The sequence below is a fragment of the Nocardia sp. NPDC004068 genome, assembly GCF_042874315.1.
Classification (GTDB): domain Bacteria; phylum Actinomycetota; class Actinomycetes; order Mycobacteriales; family Mycobacteriaceae; genus Nocardia.
In genome coordinates this window covers 372,142-386,817 of the sequence record NZ_JBIAMW010000008.1, presented here as the reverse complement: position 1 = coordinate 386,817, position 14,676 = coordinate 372,142, and the positions used below count along the sequence as shown (strand labels likewise).

At 69.6% G+C, this 14,676-nt stretch carries 15 protein-coding genes; 8 read left to right on the top strand and 7 right to left on the bottom strand.

Annotated features, from left to right (window positions below):
- Positions 1-23 precede the first annotated feature (23 nt).
- Positions 24-1,493, top strand: a complete 1,470-nt coding sequence (locus ACFYTQ_RS22530) for an MFS transporter (protein WP_387364090.1) — start codon at positions 24-26, stop codon at positions 1,491-1,493.
- An 89-nt stretch (positions 1,494-1,582) separates the two neighbouring features.
- Here ACFYTQ_RS22530 and ACFYTQ_RS22525 read toward each other — a convergent pair whose 3' ends face one another.
- From ACFYTQ_RS22525 to ACFYTQ_RS22515, 3 genes are all read right to left on the bottom strand, one after another.
- Positions 1,583-2,434 (bottom strand): TIGR02569 family protein, encoded by an 852-nt coding sequence (locus tag ACFYTQ_RS22525; RefSeq protein ID WP_387364087.1) that lies wholly within the window; start codon positions 2,432-2,434, stop codon positions 1,583-1,585.
- 145 nt (positions 2,435-2,579) lie between these two features.
- Positions 2,580-3,803 carry an adenylyltransferase/sulfurtransferase MoeZ gene (gene moeZ, locus ACFYTQ_RS22520; protein ID WP_387364084.1) on the bottom strand — a complete coding sequence of 408 codons (1,224 nt, stop codon included), beginning with the start codon at positions 3,801-3,803 and terminating at the stop codon, positions 2,580-2,582.
- Positions 3,804-3,853: 50 nt separating this feature from the next.
- A complete protein-coding gene (locus tag ACFYTQ_RS22515) occupies positions 3,854-4,906 on the bottom strand; it encodes a DUF3152 domain-containing protein (RefSeq protein ID WP_387364081.1) in 1,053 nt (350 codons plus the stop codon).
- Positions 4,907-5,174: 268 nt separating this feature from the next.
- Between ACFYTQ_RS22515 and ACFYTQ_RS22510 the strand changes: the two genes are divergently transcribed.
- A complete protein-coding gene (locus ACFYTQ_RS22510) occupies positions 5,175-5,834 on the top strand; it encodes a TetR/AcrR family transcriptional regulator (protein ID WP_387364078.1) in 660 nt (219 codons plus the stop codon).
- 61 nt (positions 5,835-5,895) lie between these two features.
- Here ACFYTQ_RS22510 and ACFYTQ_RS22505 read toward each other — a convergent pair whose 3' ends face one another.
- The 3 genes from ACFYTQ_RS22505 to ACFYTQ_RS22495 form a co-directional block, all read right to left on the bottom strand.
- Positions 5,896-6,123, bottom strand: coding sequence for a DUF3107 domain-containing protein (locus tag ACFYTQ_RS22505; protein ID WP_387364075.1), 228 nt, complete (start codon positions 6,121-6,123; stop codon positions 5,896-5,898).
- 185 nt (positions 6,124-6,308) lie between these two features.
- On the bottom strand, positions 6,309-7,007 hold the full coding sequence (locus ACFYTQ_RS22500; RefSeq protein ID WP_387364072.1) for a ferritin-like fold-containing protein: 699 nt from the start codon (positions 7,005-7,007) through the stop codon (positions 6,309-6,311).
- 41 nt (positions 7,008-7,048) lie between these two features.
- Positions 7,049-8,107 carry an alpha/beta hydrolase gene (locus ACFYTQ_RS22495; protein WP_387364069.1) on the bottom strand — a complete coding sequence of 353 codons (1,059 nt, stop codon included), beginning with the start codon at positions 8,105-8,107 and terminating at the stop codon, positions 7,049-7,051.
- Between the two features lie 329 nt (positions 8,108-8,436).
- Between ACFYTQ_RS22495 and ACFYTQ_RS22490 the strand changes: the two genes are divergently transcribed.
- Genes ACFYTQ_RS22490 through ACFYTQ_RS22475 form a run of 4 tightly spaced genes read left to right on the top strand, consistent with a single transcriptional unit; the run spans position 8,437 to position 12,535 of the window.
- Positions 8,437-10,179 (top strand): DEAD/DEAH box helicase, encoded by a 1,743-nt coding sequence (locus ACFYTQ_RS22490; protein ID WP_387364066.1) that lies wholly within the window; start codon positions 8,437-8,439, stop codon positions 10,177-10,179.
- 17 nt (positions 10,180-10,196) lie between these two features.
- On the top strand, positions 10,197-11,417 hold the full coding sequence (locus ACFYTQ_RS22485; RefSeq protein WP_387364063.1) for a PQQ-binding-like beta-propeller repeat protein: 1,221 nt from the start codon (positions 10,197-10,199) through the stop codon (positions 11,415-11,417).
- Between the two features lie 30 nt (positions 11,418-11,447).
- Positions 11,448-12,056, top strand: coding sequence for an acid phosphatase (locus ACFYTQ_RS22480; RefSeq protein ID WP_387364060.1), 609 nt, complete (start codon positions 11,448-11,450; stop codon positions 12,054-12,056).
- A complete protein-coding gene (locus tag ACFYTQ_RS22475) occupies positions 12,053-12,535 on the top strand; it encodes a GNAT family N-acetyltransferase (RefSeq protein WP_387364057.1) in 483 nt (160 codons plus the stop codon). The genes ACFYTQ_RS22480 and ACFYTQ_RS22475 overlap by 4 nt, the downstream gene beginning before the upstream one ends.
- Here the strand turns inward: ACFYTQ_RS22475 and ACFYTQ_RS22470 are convergent.
- The gene (locus tag ACFYTQ_RS22470; RefSeq protein ID WP_387364054.1) at positions 12,520-12,933 is read right to left on the bottom strand and encodes a hypothetical protein; all 414 of its coding nucleotides are present in this window, start codon (positions 12,931-12,933) and stop codon (positions 12,520-12,522) included. The genes ACFYTQ_RS22475 and ACFYTQ_RS22470 overlap by 16 nt on opposite strands.
- Positions 12,934-13,138: 205 nt before the next feature.
- Here ACFYTQ_RS22470 and ACFYTQ_RS22465 point away from each other — a divergent pair, with 205 nt between their 5' ends.
- Both ACFYTQ_RS22465 and ACFYTQ_RS22460 read left to right on the top strand, forming a co-directional pair.
- Positions 13,139-14,104 carry a diacylglycerol/lipid kinase family protein gene (locus tag ACFYTQ_RS22465; RefSeq protein WP_387364051.1) on the top strand — a complete coding sequence of 322 codons (966 nt, stop codon included), beginning with the start codon at positions 13,139-13,141 and terminating at the stop codon, positions 14,102-14,104.
- 234 nt (positions 14,105-14,338) lie between these two features.
- A complete protein-coding gene (locus ACFYTQ_RS22460) occupies positions 14,339-14,593 on the top strand; it encodes a WhiB family transcriptional regulator (protein ID WP_019930908.1) in 255 nt (84 codons plus the stop codon).
- Positions 14,594-14,676 lie beyond the last annotated feature (83 nt).

The window sequence follows — 14,676 nt, the reverse complement described above, 5'->3', positions numbered from 1 at the left end:
TTCCCGCTCGAGAGGAAGCGCCGATGTCCACCGACGCCGTAGACCGTACCGACACCTTCACCCATCGAGCCCGCGGCCGCTGGCTCGACCGCTGGGAACCGGACGACGAAACCTTCTGGGAGAGTGGCGGAAAGCGCACCGCCCGCAAGAATCTGATGTTCTCGGTGTTCGCCGAGAACCTGGGCTTCAGCATCTGGGTGCTGTGGGCCAGCGTCGTGACCGCCATGGGCCCCGCGGGCTTCCACTTCCTCGACGGCCTCGGCAAGGGAAACGCTGTGGCCGTGGGCAATTCGCTGCTGCTGACCTCCACGCCCACGCTGGTGGGCGCGGCGTTGCGGGTGCCCTACACCTTCGCCATCCCGAAGTTCGGCGGGCGGGCGTTCACCGTGTTCAGCGCGGGCATGCTGCTCATCCCGACGCTGGGGCTGGCGTATTTCGTCAACAAGCCTGACACCCCGTTCTGGGTGTTCATGATCCTGGCCGCGCTGGCCGGTGTGGGCGGCGGCAACTTCTCGTCCTCGATGGCCAATATCAACTTCTTCTATCCGGAGGGGAAGAAGGGCGCGGCGCTGGGGATCAACGCGGCGGGCGGCAATCTCGGTGTGGCGCAGACGCAGTTGTTCGTACCGTTGATCATCACGCTCGGCACGCACATCATGGCCAAGGATCCGGGCGGGTACCGCTTCGGCATCACGCTGGCGACGCTGATGTGGATTCCGTTCATCCTGATCGCCATGTTCGGGGCGTTGCGGTACATGGACTCGATCCGGCACGCCAAGGCCGACGGGTCGTCCTACAAACTGGCGCTGACCAATCCGCATACGTGGGTGATGGCGCTGCTCTACATCGGCACGTTCGGCTCGTTCATCGGGTTCTCCTTCGCGTTCCCGACGCTGCTCAAGGCCAATTTCCCGGAGTTGGCGAAGATCGGATGGATGAGCACGATCGGCAATCTCGCGTTCCTGGGGGCGTTCGTGGGATCGCTGAGCCGTCCGTTCGGCGGGTGGATCTCCGACCGGTTCACCGGGGCGCGGATCACGCTGTACGTGTTCGTGGGCATGGCGGTGGCGACCGCGCTGATCATGGCGTCGCTGGCGGCGGACAACTTCCCGCTGTACCTGATCTCGTTCCTGCTGTTGTTCGTGCTGACCGGCATCGGCAACGGGTCGACCTACCGGATGATCCCGTCGATCTTCGCGGCGGCGGTCAAGCGCCGGGCCGCCGAGAGCGGGCAGGACGCGGCCGCGGCGCTGGTGACGGCCAAGCGGCAGGCCGGGGCGGCGATCGGCGTGGTGGGCGCGGTCGGGGCCGCGGGCGGCTGGGTGTTGCAGCAGGCGCTTCGGTTGTCCAACAACCACTTCGGGTCGATGAATCCGGCGTTCTGGGCGTACGCGGTGGCGTTCCTGGTGATGGCGAGCGTGACCTGGTGGTTCTACCTGCGGTCCTCGTTCGCGGTGAACCGGGCGCCGTCGCTGGCGTACGCGAACGTGTAGGGCGTGGAAGGCCGTGCCGGGCAACCGCTTCGGGGGGCCCGGCGCGGCGCGGTGCGACTCCCGTTGCGGGACAACGCTTTCGGAACGACTCAGAGCAGGAAGCGGATCATATCGGCCGTGCGGGCCAGGCCCGGGAACGCCTCGGGGGTGGAGCGCGGGTGCAGGGCGTGGACCGCGAGGCGGAACATGACCGCGCGCAACACCATCTGAGGCCATTCGGGCAGTTCGCTCCAGCGTTGCAGCAGGCCGTCGTCGGCGCCGCCCCAGGACAGGGCGTCGACCACGATGACCCCGGCGGCCCAGGGCGCGGGCCGCCAGTAGGGGGTGATGTCGGTCAGGCCCGGCGTCTGCGCCCCGGCGAACAGCACCGTGCCGAACAGGTCGCCGTGCACCAGCTGCGGCGGGGTCTGCACCGGTCTGCGCAGGGTGGCGAGCTGGGCGAGCATCTCCAGGCTGCGTTGTCCGTCGGGCGAGGTGACCGGGAGCATGCCGCCGATCTTCAAGCTGCGCAACGGAACCGGCTCCCACGCCGCGCGATCCGCGGCGACGAAGACGTCCACGTCGACCCAGGGGGCGATCGGCTGCTGGGCCAGAAAACGCGGGCGGTCCAGGGCCGCGGTCGTCTTGTGCAGGCGCAGCGAGACCGAGACCACCTCGTCGTGGCGCGGTTCGGGGGTGCCCTCGACGTAGGTGTCGGCCCGCCAGCCCGAGACCACGTACCGCCCGTCGGTGGCGCGCACCGGGCGCGCGAGCCGCAGGCCGTCCACCTTCATCGTCTCGCGCACCTTGGCCGACCACGCGGCGCGCGCGTGATCGGCCACCGGGCTCAGCACCACGTCGCCGCAGCGCCAGCCGCCGTCCCAATCACCAAGGGCGACCGGGGTTTCTTCGCGAAGCCCGAACGTGGCGCGCACATGCTCGGGCGGTTCCACAGAAGTCACGGCGGTACCGTACTCCCGGGTCTTTGTCCAGTCCCGCCGCCGCGCCGGTCGTCACCACACCGGGACACGAGGGTGTCTCCGACCCGCGAGCGAAAGGTAGACCGCCCCGGTGTCCCGGTGGGAGACGCCGGGACGCCGGGAGGGATCAGTACACCGGCAGGGAGGGGTCGATCTGCTTGGCCCAGGCGATGATTCCGCCCTGGAGGTGGGTGGCGTCGGAGAAGCCCGCGCGCTTGAGGGCGGCGAGGGCCTCGGCGGACCGGATGCCGGTCTTGCAGTGCAGGACGATCGGGCGGTTCTGCGGGAGTTCGGAGAGGGCCTCGCCGGAGAGGATGCGGTCCTTGGGGATCAGGGTCGCGCCGTCGATGCGGACGATGTCCCATTCGACCGGCTCGCGCACGTCGACGATGGCGACGTCCTTACCCGCGTCGAGCATCTCCTTGAGCTCGCGAGCGGTGACGGTCGAGCCCGCGGCGGCGGCCTGGCCCTCCTCGGAGACCACGCCGCAGAACGCGTCGTAGTCGATGAGTTCGGTGATGGGCTGGCGCTGCGGGTCGCGGCGCAACTTGATGGTCCGGTAGGTCATGTCCAGCGCGTCGTAGACCATCAGGCGGCCGAGCAGCGGTTCGCCGATGCCGGTGAGCAGCTTGATCGCCTCGGTGACCATGATCGAACCGATGGACGCGCACAGCACGCCCAGCACGCCGCCCTCGGCGCAGGAGGGGACCATGCCCGGCGGCGGGGCCTCGGGGTAGAGGTCGCGGTAGTTGATGCCGCGGCCGTCGGGGGCGTCCTCCCAGAACACCGACACCTGACCCTCGAACCGGTAGATCGAACCCCACACGTAGGGCTTACCGGCGAGCACCGCGGCGTCGTTGACCAGGTAGCGGGTGGCGAAGTTGTCGGTGCCGTCGACGATCAGGTCGTACTGGGAGAACAGCTCCACCGCGTTGTCGTTGTCGAGGCGGAACTTGTGCAGCCGCACATCGATTCCGGAGTTGATCTCCAGGATGGAGTCGCGCGCGCTGTCGGCCTTGGGACGCCCGATATCGGATTCGCCGTGGATGATCTGGCGTTGCAGATTCGAGGCATCGACCTCGTCGAACTCCACGATGCCGAGGGTGCCGACGCCGGCCGCGGCCAGATACAGCAGCGCGGGGGAACCGAGCCCGCCCGCTCCGATCACGAGCACCTTGGCGTTCTTGAGCCGCTTCTGACCGTCCACCCCGAGGTCGGGGATGATCAGATGGCGGCTGTAGCGAGCGACCTCGTCCCTGGTCAGCTCCGCGGCCGGTTCGACCAGTGGTGGCAGGGACTTCAGGGATGACACGTCCTCAGACTCCTCGAATAGTTCGCCGATCACGCTCATTCATGCAACACGGCGCGTCGAGCGGTTCTTCCCCACCATCGTGCCAAGTGCTATCCGGTGGGATACGGCCAGGGGTTGAAGCGGCACTTCTTGCCGTCGGAGGGGACCACGCCCTGCGGATCGAGCGCGGCGATGTCGTTGTTGCGGGTGCCGAAGGTCTGCTGCATCATCACCGGCGCGAGGCCGCCGTCGGTCTCGCACGGCTGATGTTCGTGGTAGCCGATGGCGTGGCCGACCTCGTGGTTGATCTGGTACTGGCGGTAGGAGCCGATATCGCCCTCGAACGCCACCGCGCCGCGCACCCAGCGCACCTCCGACAGCACCACCCGATCGAGATCGGAGTTGTAGCAGGAGGAGTCGATGGGGATCTCGAAACCGCAGGCGCTCTTGGTGGTTTGGCGCGAGGTGAGCGAGACCCGGAAATCGGGCTTGCCGGAGTCGACGCGACGGAAGCCGAAGCGCGGATCATGGGTCCAGCTCTTGGGATTGGCGAGGGTGGCCTCGACCATCTTGGCGACCGCGGCGTCGCCGCCGAGGGCGGTGGTGTCGACGCCGTCCTCGACCTCGACGGTGTAGGTGAACACGTGCGCCTGGCCCGCACCCACCTGCGCGCCGGTGCCCGGCACGAGATGCCAAGCGCCCGTTCCGGTTTCGGCGAACGGGCCGCCGTCGGGCAGGATGCCGCTGGGCAGGTCGCCGGAGAACTTCACATCGCCCTTCGGCGGCGCGCCGATGATGCCCGCGTTGGCGCTGCGCTGACTCAACCGGCCCAGGCCCGGCGCGCCGCCCTCGGCATTGCCGCCCCCCTTGACGGCGTCGACCCCGACCAGCACGGTGAGCACCACGAGCACGGGCAGCGCGTAGGCGCGCCAGCCGTAGGTGGTGACGAAGCGGCGCAGCACGCCGCGCTTGCGGGGTGCGCTCGGCGCGGCCTCGGGCTCGGCGGTCGGATCCCACAGGGCCCGCAGGGGTTGCCGGGAGCGCTCCGGATCGGCGGCGTACAGGCCCAGCGGATCGTAGATTTCCGGCGGCTGCGGCGCGTCGGTGTCCACGGGTTGGGTCGAATCGCGCCCGCCGGTCGAACTGCCCCGTTGGTCGGTCACACCCTTCAGACTCTCACAACCCGTGCGGCCGCATCGCAGGAGTCGCACCGTCACCAGGGGGGTTGCGAGGATAAACGTGACTGTGCGAGATTTCTCACGGCGGCCGGTTACTGACAGGTTGCCAATAGTGTGAAAGGTTATGTCCGCCTCGCGGGCAATTGTGAATTGTGTGCGAACCGGGATCAGCGCGTTGGCCCGCATGCGAGTATCGTTCGAGAGATACCCGTGCACACCCATTTCCAGCCGGGATTCGATTGGGAGAGCCGAAATGACAGACCTCGTGGACCGGATGACGTCCCGCACGTCCTCCGAGGCCATGCCGAGCAAGCGCGGTACGCGCCTGCCCCGTGACGCACGCCGCGCGCAATTGCTCGCCGCGGCGAGCGAGGTCTTCGTGCTACGCGGATACCACGCGGCCGGGATGGACGAGATCTCGCAGTGTGCGGGCGTCTCCAAACCCGTGCTCTACCAGCACTTTTCGAGCAAACTCGAGTTGTACCTGGCGGTATTGCAGAACTACATCGACGCCTTGGTGTCGAGCGTGCGCCAGGCGCTGCGCTCCACCACCGACAACCGCCAGCGCGTGCGGGCGGCGGTGCAGGCGTACTTCGACTTCGTCGACCACGAGACCCAGGGCTTCCGCCTGGTCTTCGAGTCCGACCTGACCAGCGAGCCGCAGGTGCAGCGCCGGGTCGAGCAGGCCACCGAGGCGTGTGTGGACGCGGTCTTCGATCTGGTCGCGCACGATTCCGGACTGGACCCGTACCGGGCCCGCATCCTGGCCGTGGGGCTGGTGGGCGCCAGCCAGATCACCGCGCGGTACTGGCTCGAGGCCGATCGGCCGATCGATAAGGAGGAGGCCGTCGACACGACGGTCCAGTTGTGCTGGGGCGGGCTGTCCCGGGTGCCGCTGCATCCGCAGGGCTGAGCCGGTCGAGAACGCGAAACGCGGCGGAGCTGTTGCCCCGCCGCGTTTTTCGTGTGCCGGACTAGACGGCGGCGAAGCCGACGCGGCCGCTGGTCGAGGTGCCGATCTCCACGTAGGCGACCTTCGCGGCCTGGATCAGGTATTTGCGCCCCTTCTCGTCGGTCAGCGCGAGCACGCCGCCCTTGCCCTCCAGCGCCCCGGACACCAGCGCCTGGACCTCTTCCGGGGTCTGCGAGCTGGTGATCACGAGCTCACGCGGGCTGTCCGAAATACCGATCTTGACCTCCACGGCCATCCTCCTCGAGTCCAAATGATGTCCTGCTCAGGCTAGTCCAGACCGCTCCCCCACGGTTACGCGGCAAGTGAACACCCTCCCCAGCCGCACCCTTTGTTTGGATACGCACCCCTTGCAGGGCCATGAAACGGGTGCGGATCCGAATAAGTGGTGCGGCTGTGCTGCCGTACCGGGGGTGGTCAGGCCAGGCCGAGGACGGCCATGCGTTGGGCGTGGCTGGTTTGCATGCGGTCGAAGAGGGCGGCGATGCCGGAGAGGTCGCCGGTGGCGATGAGGACCAGCTCGGTGAGTTCGTCGCGTTGGGCCATGACGTATTGGGCCTGGGTGATGGCCTCGCCGAGGAGGCGGCGGCCCCAGAGCATGAGGCGGTCGCGTTCGGAGCGGTTCTCGGCGACCGCGCGGCGGACCTCCTCGATGACGAACTCGGAGTGGCTGGTCTCGGCGAGCACGTCGTGGACGACCGTGCTGACCTCGGGGGCGAGCGCGTCGGCGAGGACGGTGTAGAAGTCCGCCGCGATGCCGTCGCCGACGTAGAACTTGACCATCGACTCGAGCCAGGTCGAGGGGTCGGTGGAGTCGTGATAGTCGTCCAGGGCCCGCACGAAGGGGGCCATCGCGTCGAAGGCGTCGACACCGCGGCCGGACAGCGCCCGCTCGAGCGTCTGGAAATGCGCCATCTCCGCGGCGGCCATCTCGGCCACGGCCACCTTGCCGCGCAGCGACGGCGAGAGCTTGGCCTCCTCGGCCAGGCGATAGAACGCCGAGATCTCGCCGTAGGCGAGCACCGCGAACAGATCGGTGACGCCGGGATGGTCGGCGGGGATGCGGGGGTCGGGTTCGGTCGAAACACCCAGTGCGGCAGACGGGTCAACTCCCATGGCGTCCACCCTAACCGGGGTCCGGACGCTCCCGCGCGCGGTCACGACCGATCCCCGAGAAACTTCTCCAGATAGGTCCACGTCGTTTCCCTGGCGGTCGGCCCGGTGAGGATGCCGAGGTGGCTGCCGGGCGCGGTCTCGTACCGCACCTCGTGCGCGTTGACCAGCGTCGTGCGGCCGTGCTCGACCGCGGGCGCGGGCGTGATCACGTCGTCGGGACCGCCGACCAGCAGCACGGGCGCGGTCACCTCCGCCAGCGCGATCTCCCGCCGACCCAGCCGGACCACACCCTTGGCGATGTCGTTGGCCAGCATGAACCGGCTCCACAGCTGGTTGTACAACCGGCCGGGGTAGCCGGGCAGCTGGGCCTGGAAGCGGTCGACGGTCTCCATCCGGGCCAGGGCCGCGGTATCGGTCAGATTGGCGGCGATGAACATCGGGCGCCGCAGCTCGCGCTCCCAGGACGTCGCGCGATAGCCCAGCCGGGTCAGCCGCGCGGGCACGCCCCCGGCCGCCCGGACCAGGGTCGAGGTGGCCAGGCCGCGGGTGAACCGGGCGACCGCGCGCAGCTGCGGCACGCCGGTGATCCTGTCGTAGTCCAGCGGCGAGCCGACCGCGGTGATGGACCGGATCGGCAGCGCGGGGTCGGCGGCCGCGGTCAGCAACGCCAGCACCCCGCCCAGCGACCAGCCGACCAGATCGACCGGCGCGCCGCCGCGATCGGTGGACACCCGCCCGATCGCGGTGGGCAGGATGTCGTCGATCCAGTCCTCGAAGCCCATGCGGCGATCGGCGAAGGTGATCTCGCCGTAGTCGAGCACGTACGGGTGGCGGCCGCAGTCGAGCAGGAAACTCGCCAGGCTCTGGCCGGGCCGCAGATCGAAGCAGCTCGCCGGCGCGGCCAGCGGCGGCACCAGCAGCACCGCGGCCTCGTCGGGGCCCCCGGCCGAACCGTCGGCGCGTTCGAAGCGCCGCAGCTCGCGGTGCGGTTCGTCGCACAGCACGGTCGAGGGCGTGCGGGTCGGAGGTTCGATGCCGTCACCGAAGGTCAGGGCCCAGGCGTTGCGCGCGGCGAGGCTCACCGTGTCTGCCAAAGTCACGCTTACGAATTTATCCCGTGACACCACGTCTCACACATGTGGGCTGGGCCACCGTCGCGCCGGGGCCGCCGGTGAATTGCCCTGCGGCCCTTGCCGAACGACAACCGGGCCGGAGCGGAATCGGAAAATCGGGTGGCGCAAATCGGGCAGAAGAAGCTATCACGCTACAATCGCGGTGGGCAACGAGATTTTTCGAGCCCACCGATAATGTGCGCGCACCGTCCGCGACACCGCGCCGCGCCTGGTTGATGCCGACCGGCATCCCGCGGCGGCCGCGGTGGAAAGACCGCCGGAGCTGTGTGGGGAGTTCCACACCTCGTGCGCGCGAGATGCGATCCACGAGGAAAGGTACGAACCTGAGCAAGATCACCGTCGAACAGGAACCAGGGCTCACCGACACCCTGCTGACCGCCGAACTCGACTCCGACCACACCGCCCCGACTTTCGCGGAATTGGGTGTGCACCCGGATATCGTGCGCGCGCTGGGTGAGATCGGAATCGAACGCACTTTCGCCATCCAGGAACTGACGCTCCCGCTGGCACTGGCCGGTGAGGACCTCATCGGTCAGGCCCGCACGGGGATGGGCAAGACCTTCGGATTCGGCGTCCCGCTGCTGCACCGCATCGTCACCGCCGAATCCGGCACCACGGCCCTGGACGGCACGCCGCGGGCGCTGGTCATCGTGCCGACCCGCGAGCTGTGCGTGCAGGTCACCCAGGACCTGGAGAACATCGGCAAGCACCTGACCAACCACCAGGGCAAGCTGCGCGTGGCCTCGATCTACGGCGGCCGTCCCTACGAGGCCCAGATCGCCGCGCTGCGCTCCGGGGTCGACGTGGTCGTCGGCACGCCCGGCCGCCTGCTCGATCTGGCCGAGCAGCAGCATCTGATCCTCGGCAAGGTCGGCGTGCTGGTGCTGGACGAGGCCGACGAGATGCTCGATCTGGGCTTCCTGCCCGATATCGAGCGGATCCTGACCATGGTCCCCGATCAGCGTCAGACCATGCTGTTCTCGGCCACCATGCCCGGCCCGATCATCACCCTGGCCCGCACGTTCCTGCACAAGCCGACCCACATTCGCGCGGAGGAACCGCACGACTCTGCCGTGCACGACCGCACCGCGCAGTTCGTCTACCGCGCGCACGCGCTGGACAAGAGCGAGCTGATCGCGCGCGTCCTGCAGGCCGAGAGCCGCGGCGCCACCATGGTTTTCACGCGCACCAAGCGCACCGCGCAGAAGGTCGCCGACGAGCTGGCCGAGCGCGGTTTCGCGGTCGGGGCCGTGCACGGCGACCTGGGCCAGATCGCCCGCGAGAAGGCGCTGGAGAAGTTCCGCAAGGGCAAGATCGACGTGCTGGTGGCCACCGACGTCGCCGCGCGCGGCATCGATATCGACGATGTCACCCACGTCGTGAACTACCAGTGCCCCGAGGACGAGAAGACCTACGTCCACCGCATCGGCCGCACCGGCCGCGCCGGGCGCACCGGCGTCGCCGTCACCCTGGTCGACTGGGACGAGATCAACCGCTGGCAGGCCATCGACGCCGCGCTGAGCCTGGGCATCCCGGAGCCGGTGGAGACGTATTCGCGCTCGCCGCATCTGTATTCGGATCTCGGCATCCCCGAGAACGTCACCGGCACGCTGCGCCGCGCGCCGGAACGGGACGAGGACGCGGTCGTGGTGGAGCGCGAGAAGCGCACCCCGCGCAAGCGCAACCGCCGCCGCACCGTGCGCGGGCAGGTCGTGGCGGACCGCGCGGACGGAGCCGAAACCGATTCGGACGCATCGGATTCCACCGACGCGACCGCCGAAGGCACTGCGCCCGAGGGTGATTCGACCGCCGAGCGGCCCGCGCGCCGCCGCCGTCGCCTCCGCGGCGGTGCCGGTTCGGACGCCGCCGCCGAGAACCCCGGCGCCGCAAGCGAAGACGACGCGGCCGCAGAGTCCGACGCCGACAACGACGACGCGCACGCCGACAAACCGGCCCGCCGTCGCCGTCGCCGCCGCCGGTCGAACGGGTCCGACACGAACGACGATGCCGACACGCAGGTGGCCGCCGCCTCCGCCTAAGCATTAGTCTCGCTGACGTGCTCGCACCCGAACGGCGAACGCGCGCCGACCTGTACGCCGCGGCCGCGATCGCCGTCGTGGTGGTGATCGTGCTCGTCGCGGTCTGGGCGATCAGCGACGCGCGCGGGACCGTCTCGCAACCCGCCGCGCATCCGCTCGGCCCGGTCACTCCCGCCGACAGCCCGCCCACCGCCCTGCGCGAGCTGTGGGACGCGCCCGACGGCGCGGCGGGGCGCGCGCTGTTCGGCGGCGGGGTGGCGATCACCGGCGACGGCGGCACCGTCACCGGACGCGATCCGGCGACCGGCGCGCAGGTCTGGAAGTACCAGCGGGACATGCCTTTGTGCGGCCTCGAGGTGCAGCAGGGCACGGTCGTGGCGACCTACCGCGATCGGCGCGGGTGCAGTCAGACCACCCTGCTGACCGCCGACACCGGCGCCCGCCGCGCGGCCCGCAGCAGCTATATGGACGACGCGGTGCGGCTGTCCAGCGACGGCACCTATGTGGTCGCGCTGGGCCGCGACCGGATGGAGCTCTGGCGGCCGGACCTGGTCCGCACGCTCGAGTACGGGTACGTGGACGCGCCGATGAACGTGCGCACCCAACCGCGGCACGACTGCGCGCTGTTCTCGGCGAGCTCCAACACCTCGCGGGTGGCGGTGGTCGAGCGCTGCCCCGACGACGCCGCCGTCCGGCTGACCGTGCTCAATCCGGCCCCCAAGGACAACACCGTGCCCGAGGAGTACGGCTCGCACGTGCTGACCGAGCCGGGCGCGGTCTCCGACGGGGTGCGCGTGATCGCGGTGACCGACAACAGGATCGCGCTCTACCTGCCCGGAACATCCACCGCCGCACCGGAATTGGCCGTCTACGATCAGGCCGCGAATTTCGTCGGGGCACACCGGCTTTCGGGTCCGATCGCCGACACCACCGCGACGGTCCGGCTCGGCGCGACCTTCTTCGTCACCACCGGCACGAGTCTCATCGCCCTGAACGCGACCACGCTGGATCCGGTGTGGACCGCGCCCGATGTGCTCGGCACCCCGGTCATGCTGGCCGGGCAGCTGCTCGCGCCGATCGCCGAGGGGCTGGCGGTGCTGGATCCGGGCACCGGCGCGCAGCTGTCCCGAATTCCGGTGGAGCGCAAGGATTATCACCGCGAACCCAGTTCGCTGACTCTCGCCGGATCGATCGTGCTGGAGTCGCGCGGCGGGCGGCTGCACGGGCTCGGCCGGTGAGCGCGCGCCCGCGTCGGGCATGATCGAGGGATGGGCGAAACGGAATTCCGGCTGGTGGTGCTCCGGCACGGTGAGACCGAGTGGTCCAGGGGACGCAGGCACACCGGGCGCACGGACGTCCCGCTGACCCCGCTCGGCGAGGAGCAGGCGCGGGCGGCGGCGGGCGTGCTCGCCCGGCTGAAGCTCACCGATCCCCTCGTGCTCACCAGTCCCCGGCAGCGCGCGCGGCGCACCGCCGAACTGGCGGGTCTGCCCGATCCTCGGATCGACGACGATCTGGTCGAATGGGATTACGGCGACTACGAGGGCCTGACCACCCCGCAGATTCGCGAGCGCGTGCCGGGCTGGACGGTGTTCACCCATCCCACGCCGGGCGGTGAGACCGCCGAGGCGGTGGGCGCGCGCGCCGATCGGGTGCTCGCGGCGGTCGCGCCCGCGCTGCGCGAACGCGATGTGGTCCTGGTCGGGCACGGGCATTTCTCGCGGGTGCTGATCGCGCGCTGGGCCGAGTTCGACGTGCGCGAGGGTCGCCGGTTCTACCTGTCGACCGGCGCGCTCAGCGTGCTCGGCCACGACCACGGCGCGCACACCGTGCTCGCGCACAACCTGGTTCCCGATCTGGACGGGGGCGCCCGATGATCCGCCGCGCCACGCCCGCCGACGTGCCCGCCATGGTGGCGCTCGTGCACGAACTCGCCGAGTACGAGCGGGCGAGCGAGCAGTGCCACCTCACCGTCGAGCAGTTGCACGGCGCGCTGTTCGGGCCCGCGCCCGCGTTGTACGCCCATGTGGCGCAACGGGATTCGGAGATCGTCGGGTGCGCGATCTGGTTCCTGAACTTCTCCACCTGGACCGGCACCCACGGCATCTACCTGGAGGACCTCTACGTCCGGCCGCGGGCGCGCGGGCTCGGGCTGGGCAAGCGGCTGCTCGTCGAACTCGCGCGCGAGGCCGTGGCCAACGGGTACCACCGGGTGGCGTGGTCGGTGCTGGACTGGAACACGCCCTCGATCGACTTCTACAAGTCCCTCGGCGCCGAACCGCAGAGCGAGTGGATCGGCTACCGGCTCTCCGGGGAGGCGTTGCACCGCCTCGCGGGCGGTCACTCCGAGTCGTAGAGCTCGGCCATCCAGCGGGTCGAGGGCGGGGCGAAGATCAACCCGAGGGTCACCAGGGCGGCGAGTCCCACCGGCACGGCCAGCTCGGGCCGATGCGAGCTGAACATGTACCAGGCCACCGGCAGCAACAGGATCTGGGCGAGCACCACGATGGCCCGCCCCCACCGCCGCCCGAAGTACAGCGCCAGCCCCGCCGCGAGCACCGCCCCCGCCAGAATCGCGAAGTAGGCCGCGGTCCCGTACGCCGATTTCGGGTTCCCACTCCCCCGCGCGCCCTGCACCACCAGCACGACCGCGATGATCACCCCCACCAGCCCCTCGACCGCGGCCAGCGCCCCGGCCCCCCGCACCGTCCCGGGCGTCCCCACCCGCCCGACCCCGTTCTCCTGCTTCGCCACCCGCCCAGCCTAAGGCCCGCCCGTCAGCGGACGGCAGGGGCCGGGGAGAGCCGAGGTCCATAGCACGGGCCGGGGAGAGCCAGAGCCCACGCGTCAACGCACAGCAGGGGCCGGAGCCCGCGCGTCAGCGGGACGGCACGGGCCGGGGAGAGGCGGGGCTCGCGGGTGGGTGGGGGTTGGGATCGGGCACAGTACGCTGCTTCGGGTGCGGACGCTGCTGATCGTGAATCCCAATGCCACTTCGACGACGCCGGCCACCCGCGATCTGCTCGCTCACGCGTTGGAGAGCCGCACGCAGTTGATCGTCGCGCATACGCAGCATCGGGGGCATGCGGCCGAGTTGGCGCAGTGGGCCGCTACCAACGAGATGGATCTGATCGTCGTGCACGGGGGGGACGGGACGGTCAACGAGACGATCAACGGGTTCCTGCCGCTGCCGCAGGTCGACGACGGGCAGGCGTGGATTCCGCGGCTGGGCGTGATTCCGGGCGGTTCGGCCAATGTGTTCGCCCGCTCGCTCGGGCTCGAGCCCGATCCGGTGGCGGCCACCAATCAGCTGATCCATCAGCTGTCGCCGGGATCGGGCGGGGATCGGCGCATCGGGCTGGCCATCGCCGACGATCGCTGGTTCACCTTCAGCGCCGGGGTCGGGCTCGACGCCGACGTGTGCGAGGCCATCGACCACAGCCGCGCGAACGGACATCCGGCCACCCCGGCCCGCTATCTGCGGACCACCGTGCGGCAGTTCTTCCGGGCCCGCCGCCGCGAGCCCGCGCTCACCGTCGAGGTCCCCGGACACGAACCGGTCGCGGGCGTGCACTACGCGTTCGTGACGAATACCAGTCCGTGGACGTTTCTGGACTCTCGTCCCGTTCGCACCAATCCGGGCACCCGATTCGAGACCGGTCTCGGGGTGTTTGCCATGCGGACCATGGGGGTACTGCCAACACTGTGGGTCGCCCGTCAACTGCTGTCCGCGGAGGGAAATCCCAAGGCGCGCAATTTGTTTCGCACCGATGACGTTCCGTCGGTACGGATCACCGCCGCCGAGCCGATCGGGCTGCAAATTGACGGCGACTTCATCGGCCGACGTACCGTGGTGGAATTCACGGCCGTGCCGGAGGTGCTCGAGGTGGTCGCCCCGCGACCTGATTCGGGCCGACACAACTGAGAAACATCGCAGTTGTGCTGCGAAAACCGGCGCGAGCGAGTACAAAGGACTCCGCAGGCCCCCCAGGTAGGGGTCTTACAGCGTGAGCTTCCCCACGGTGCACCACAAAGCTATTGACATCTACGGTGTTCGTGAAAGCATTCACAAGCAACCGTGCGGAAACATTCGAGTCGCACAAGTGAACGGACCACAAACCAGAGGCGCCCGAGCGCGCCCAGCAAAGGAGCAGAGGAAATGGACTGGCGCCACAAGGCCATCTGTCGCGACGAGGACCCCGAGCTGTTCTTCCCGGTGGGTAACAGCGGTCCCGCGCTCGCGCAGATTGCCGATGCCAAGCTGGTCTGCGCCCGCTGCCCCGTAACCGCCGAGTGCCTGTCCTGGGCCCTGAAGTCAGGCCAGGACGCCGGCGTTTGGGGTGGTATGAGCGAAGACGAGCGTCGGGCGCTGAAGCGTCGCAACGCGCGCACCCGCACTCGCAGTGCCGTCTAGTACGGCACCGCGCGTTACGGCCACGCGATAGCGCTCGGCCCGGCCGCAACGCATTTCCGGCCCGGCACCCACGCGGTGCCGGG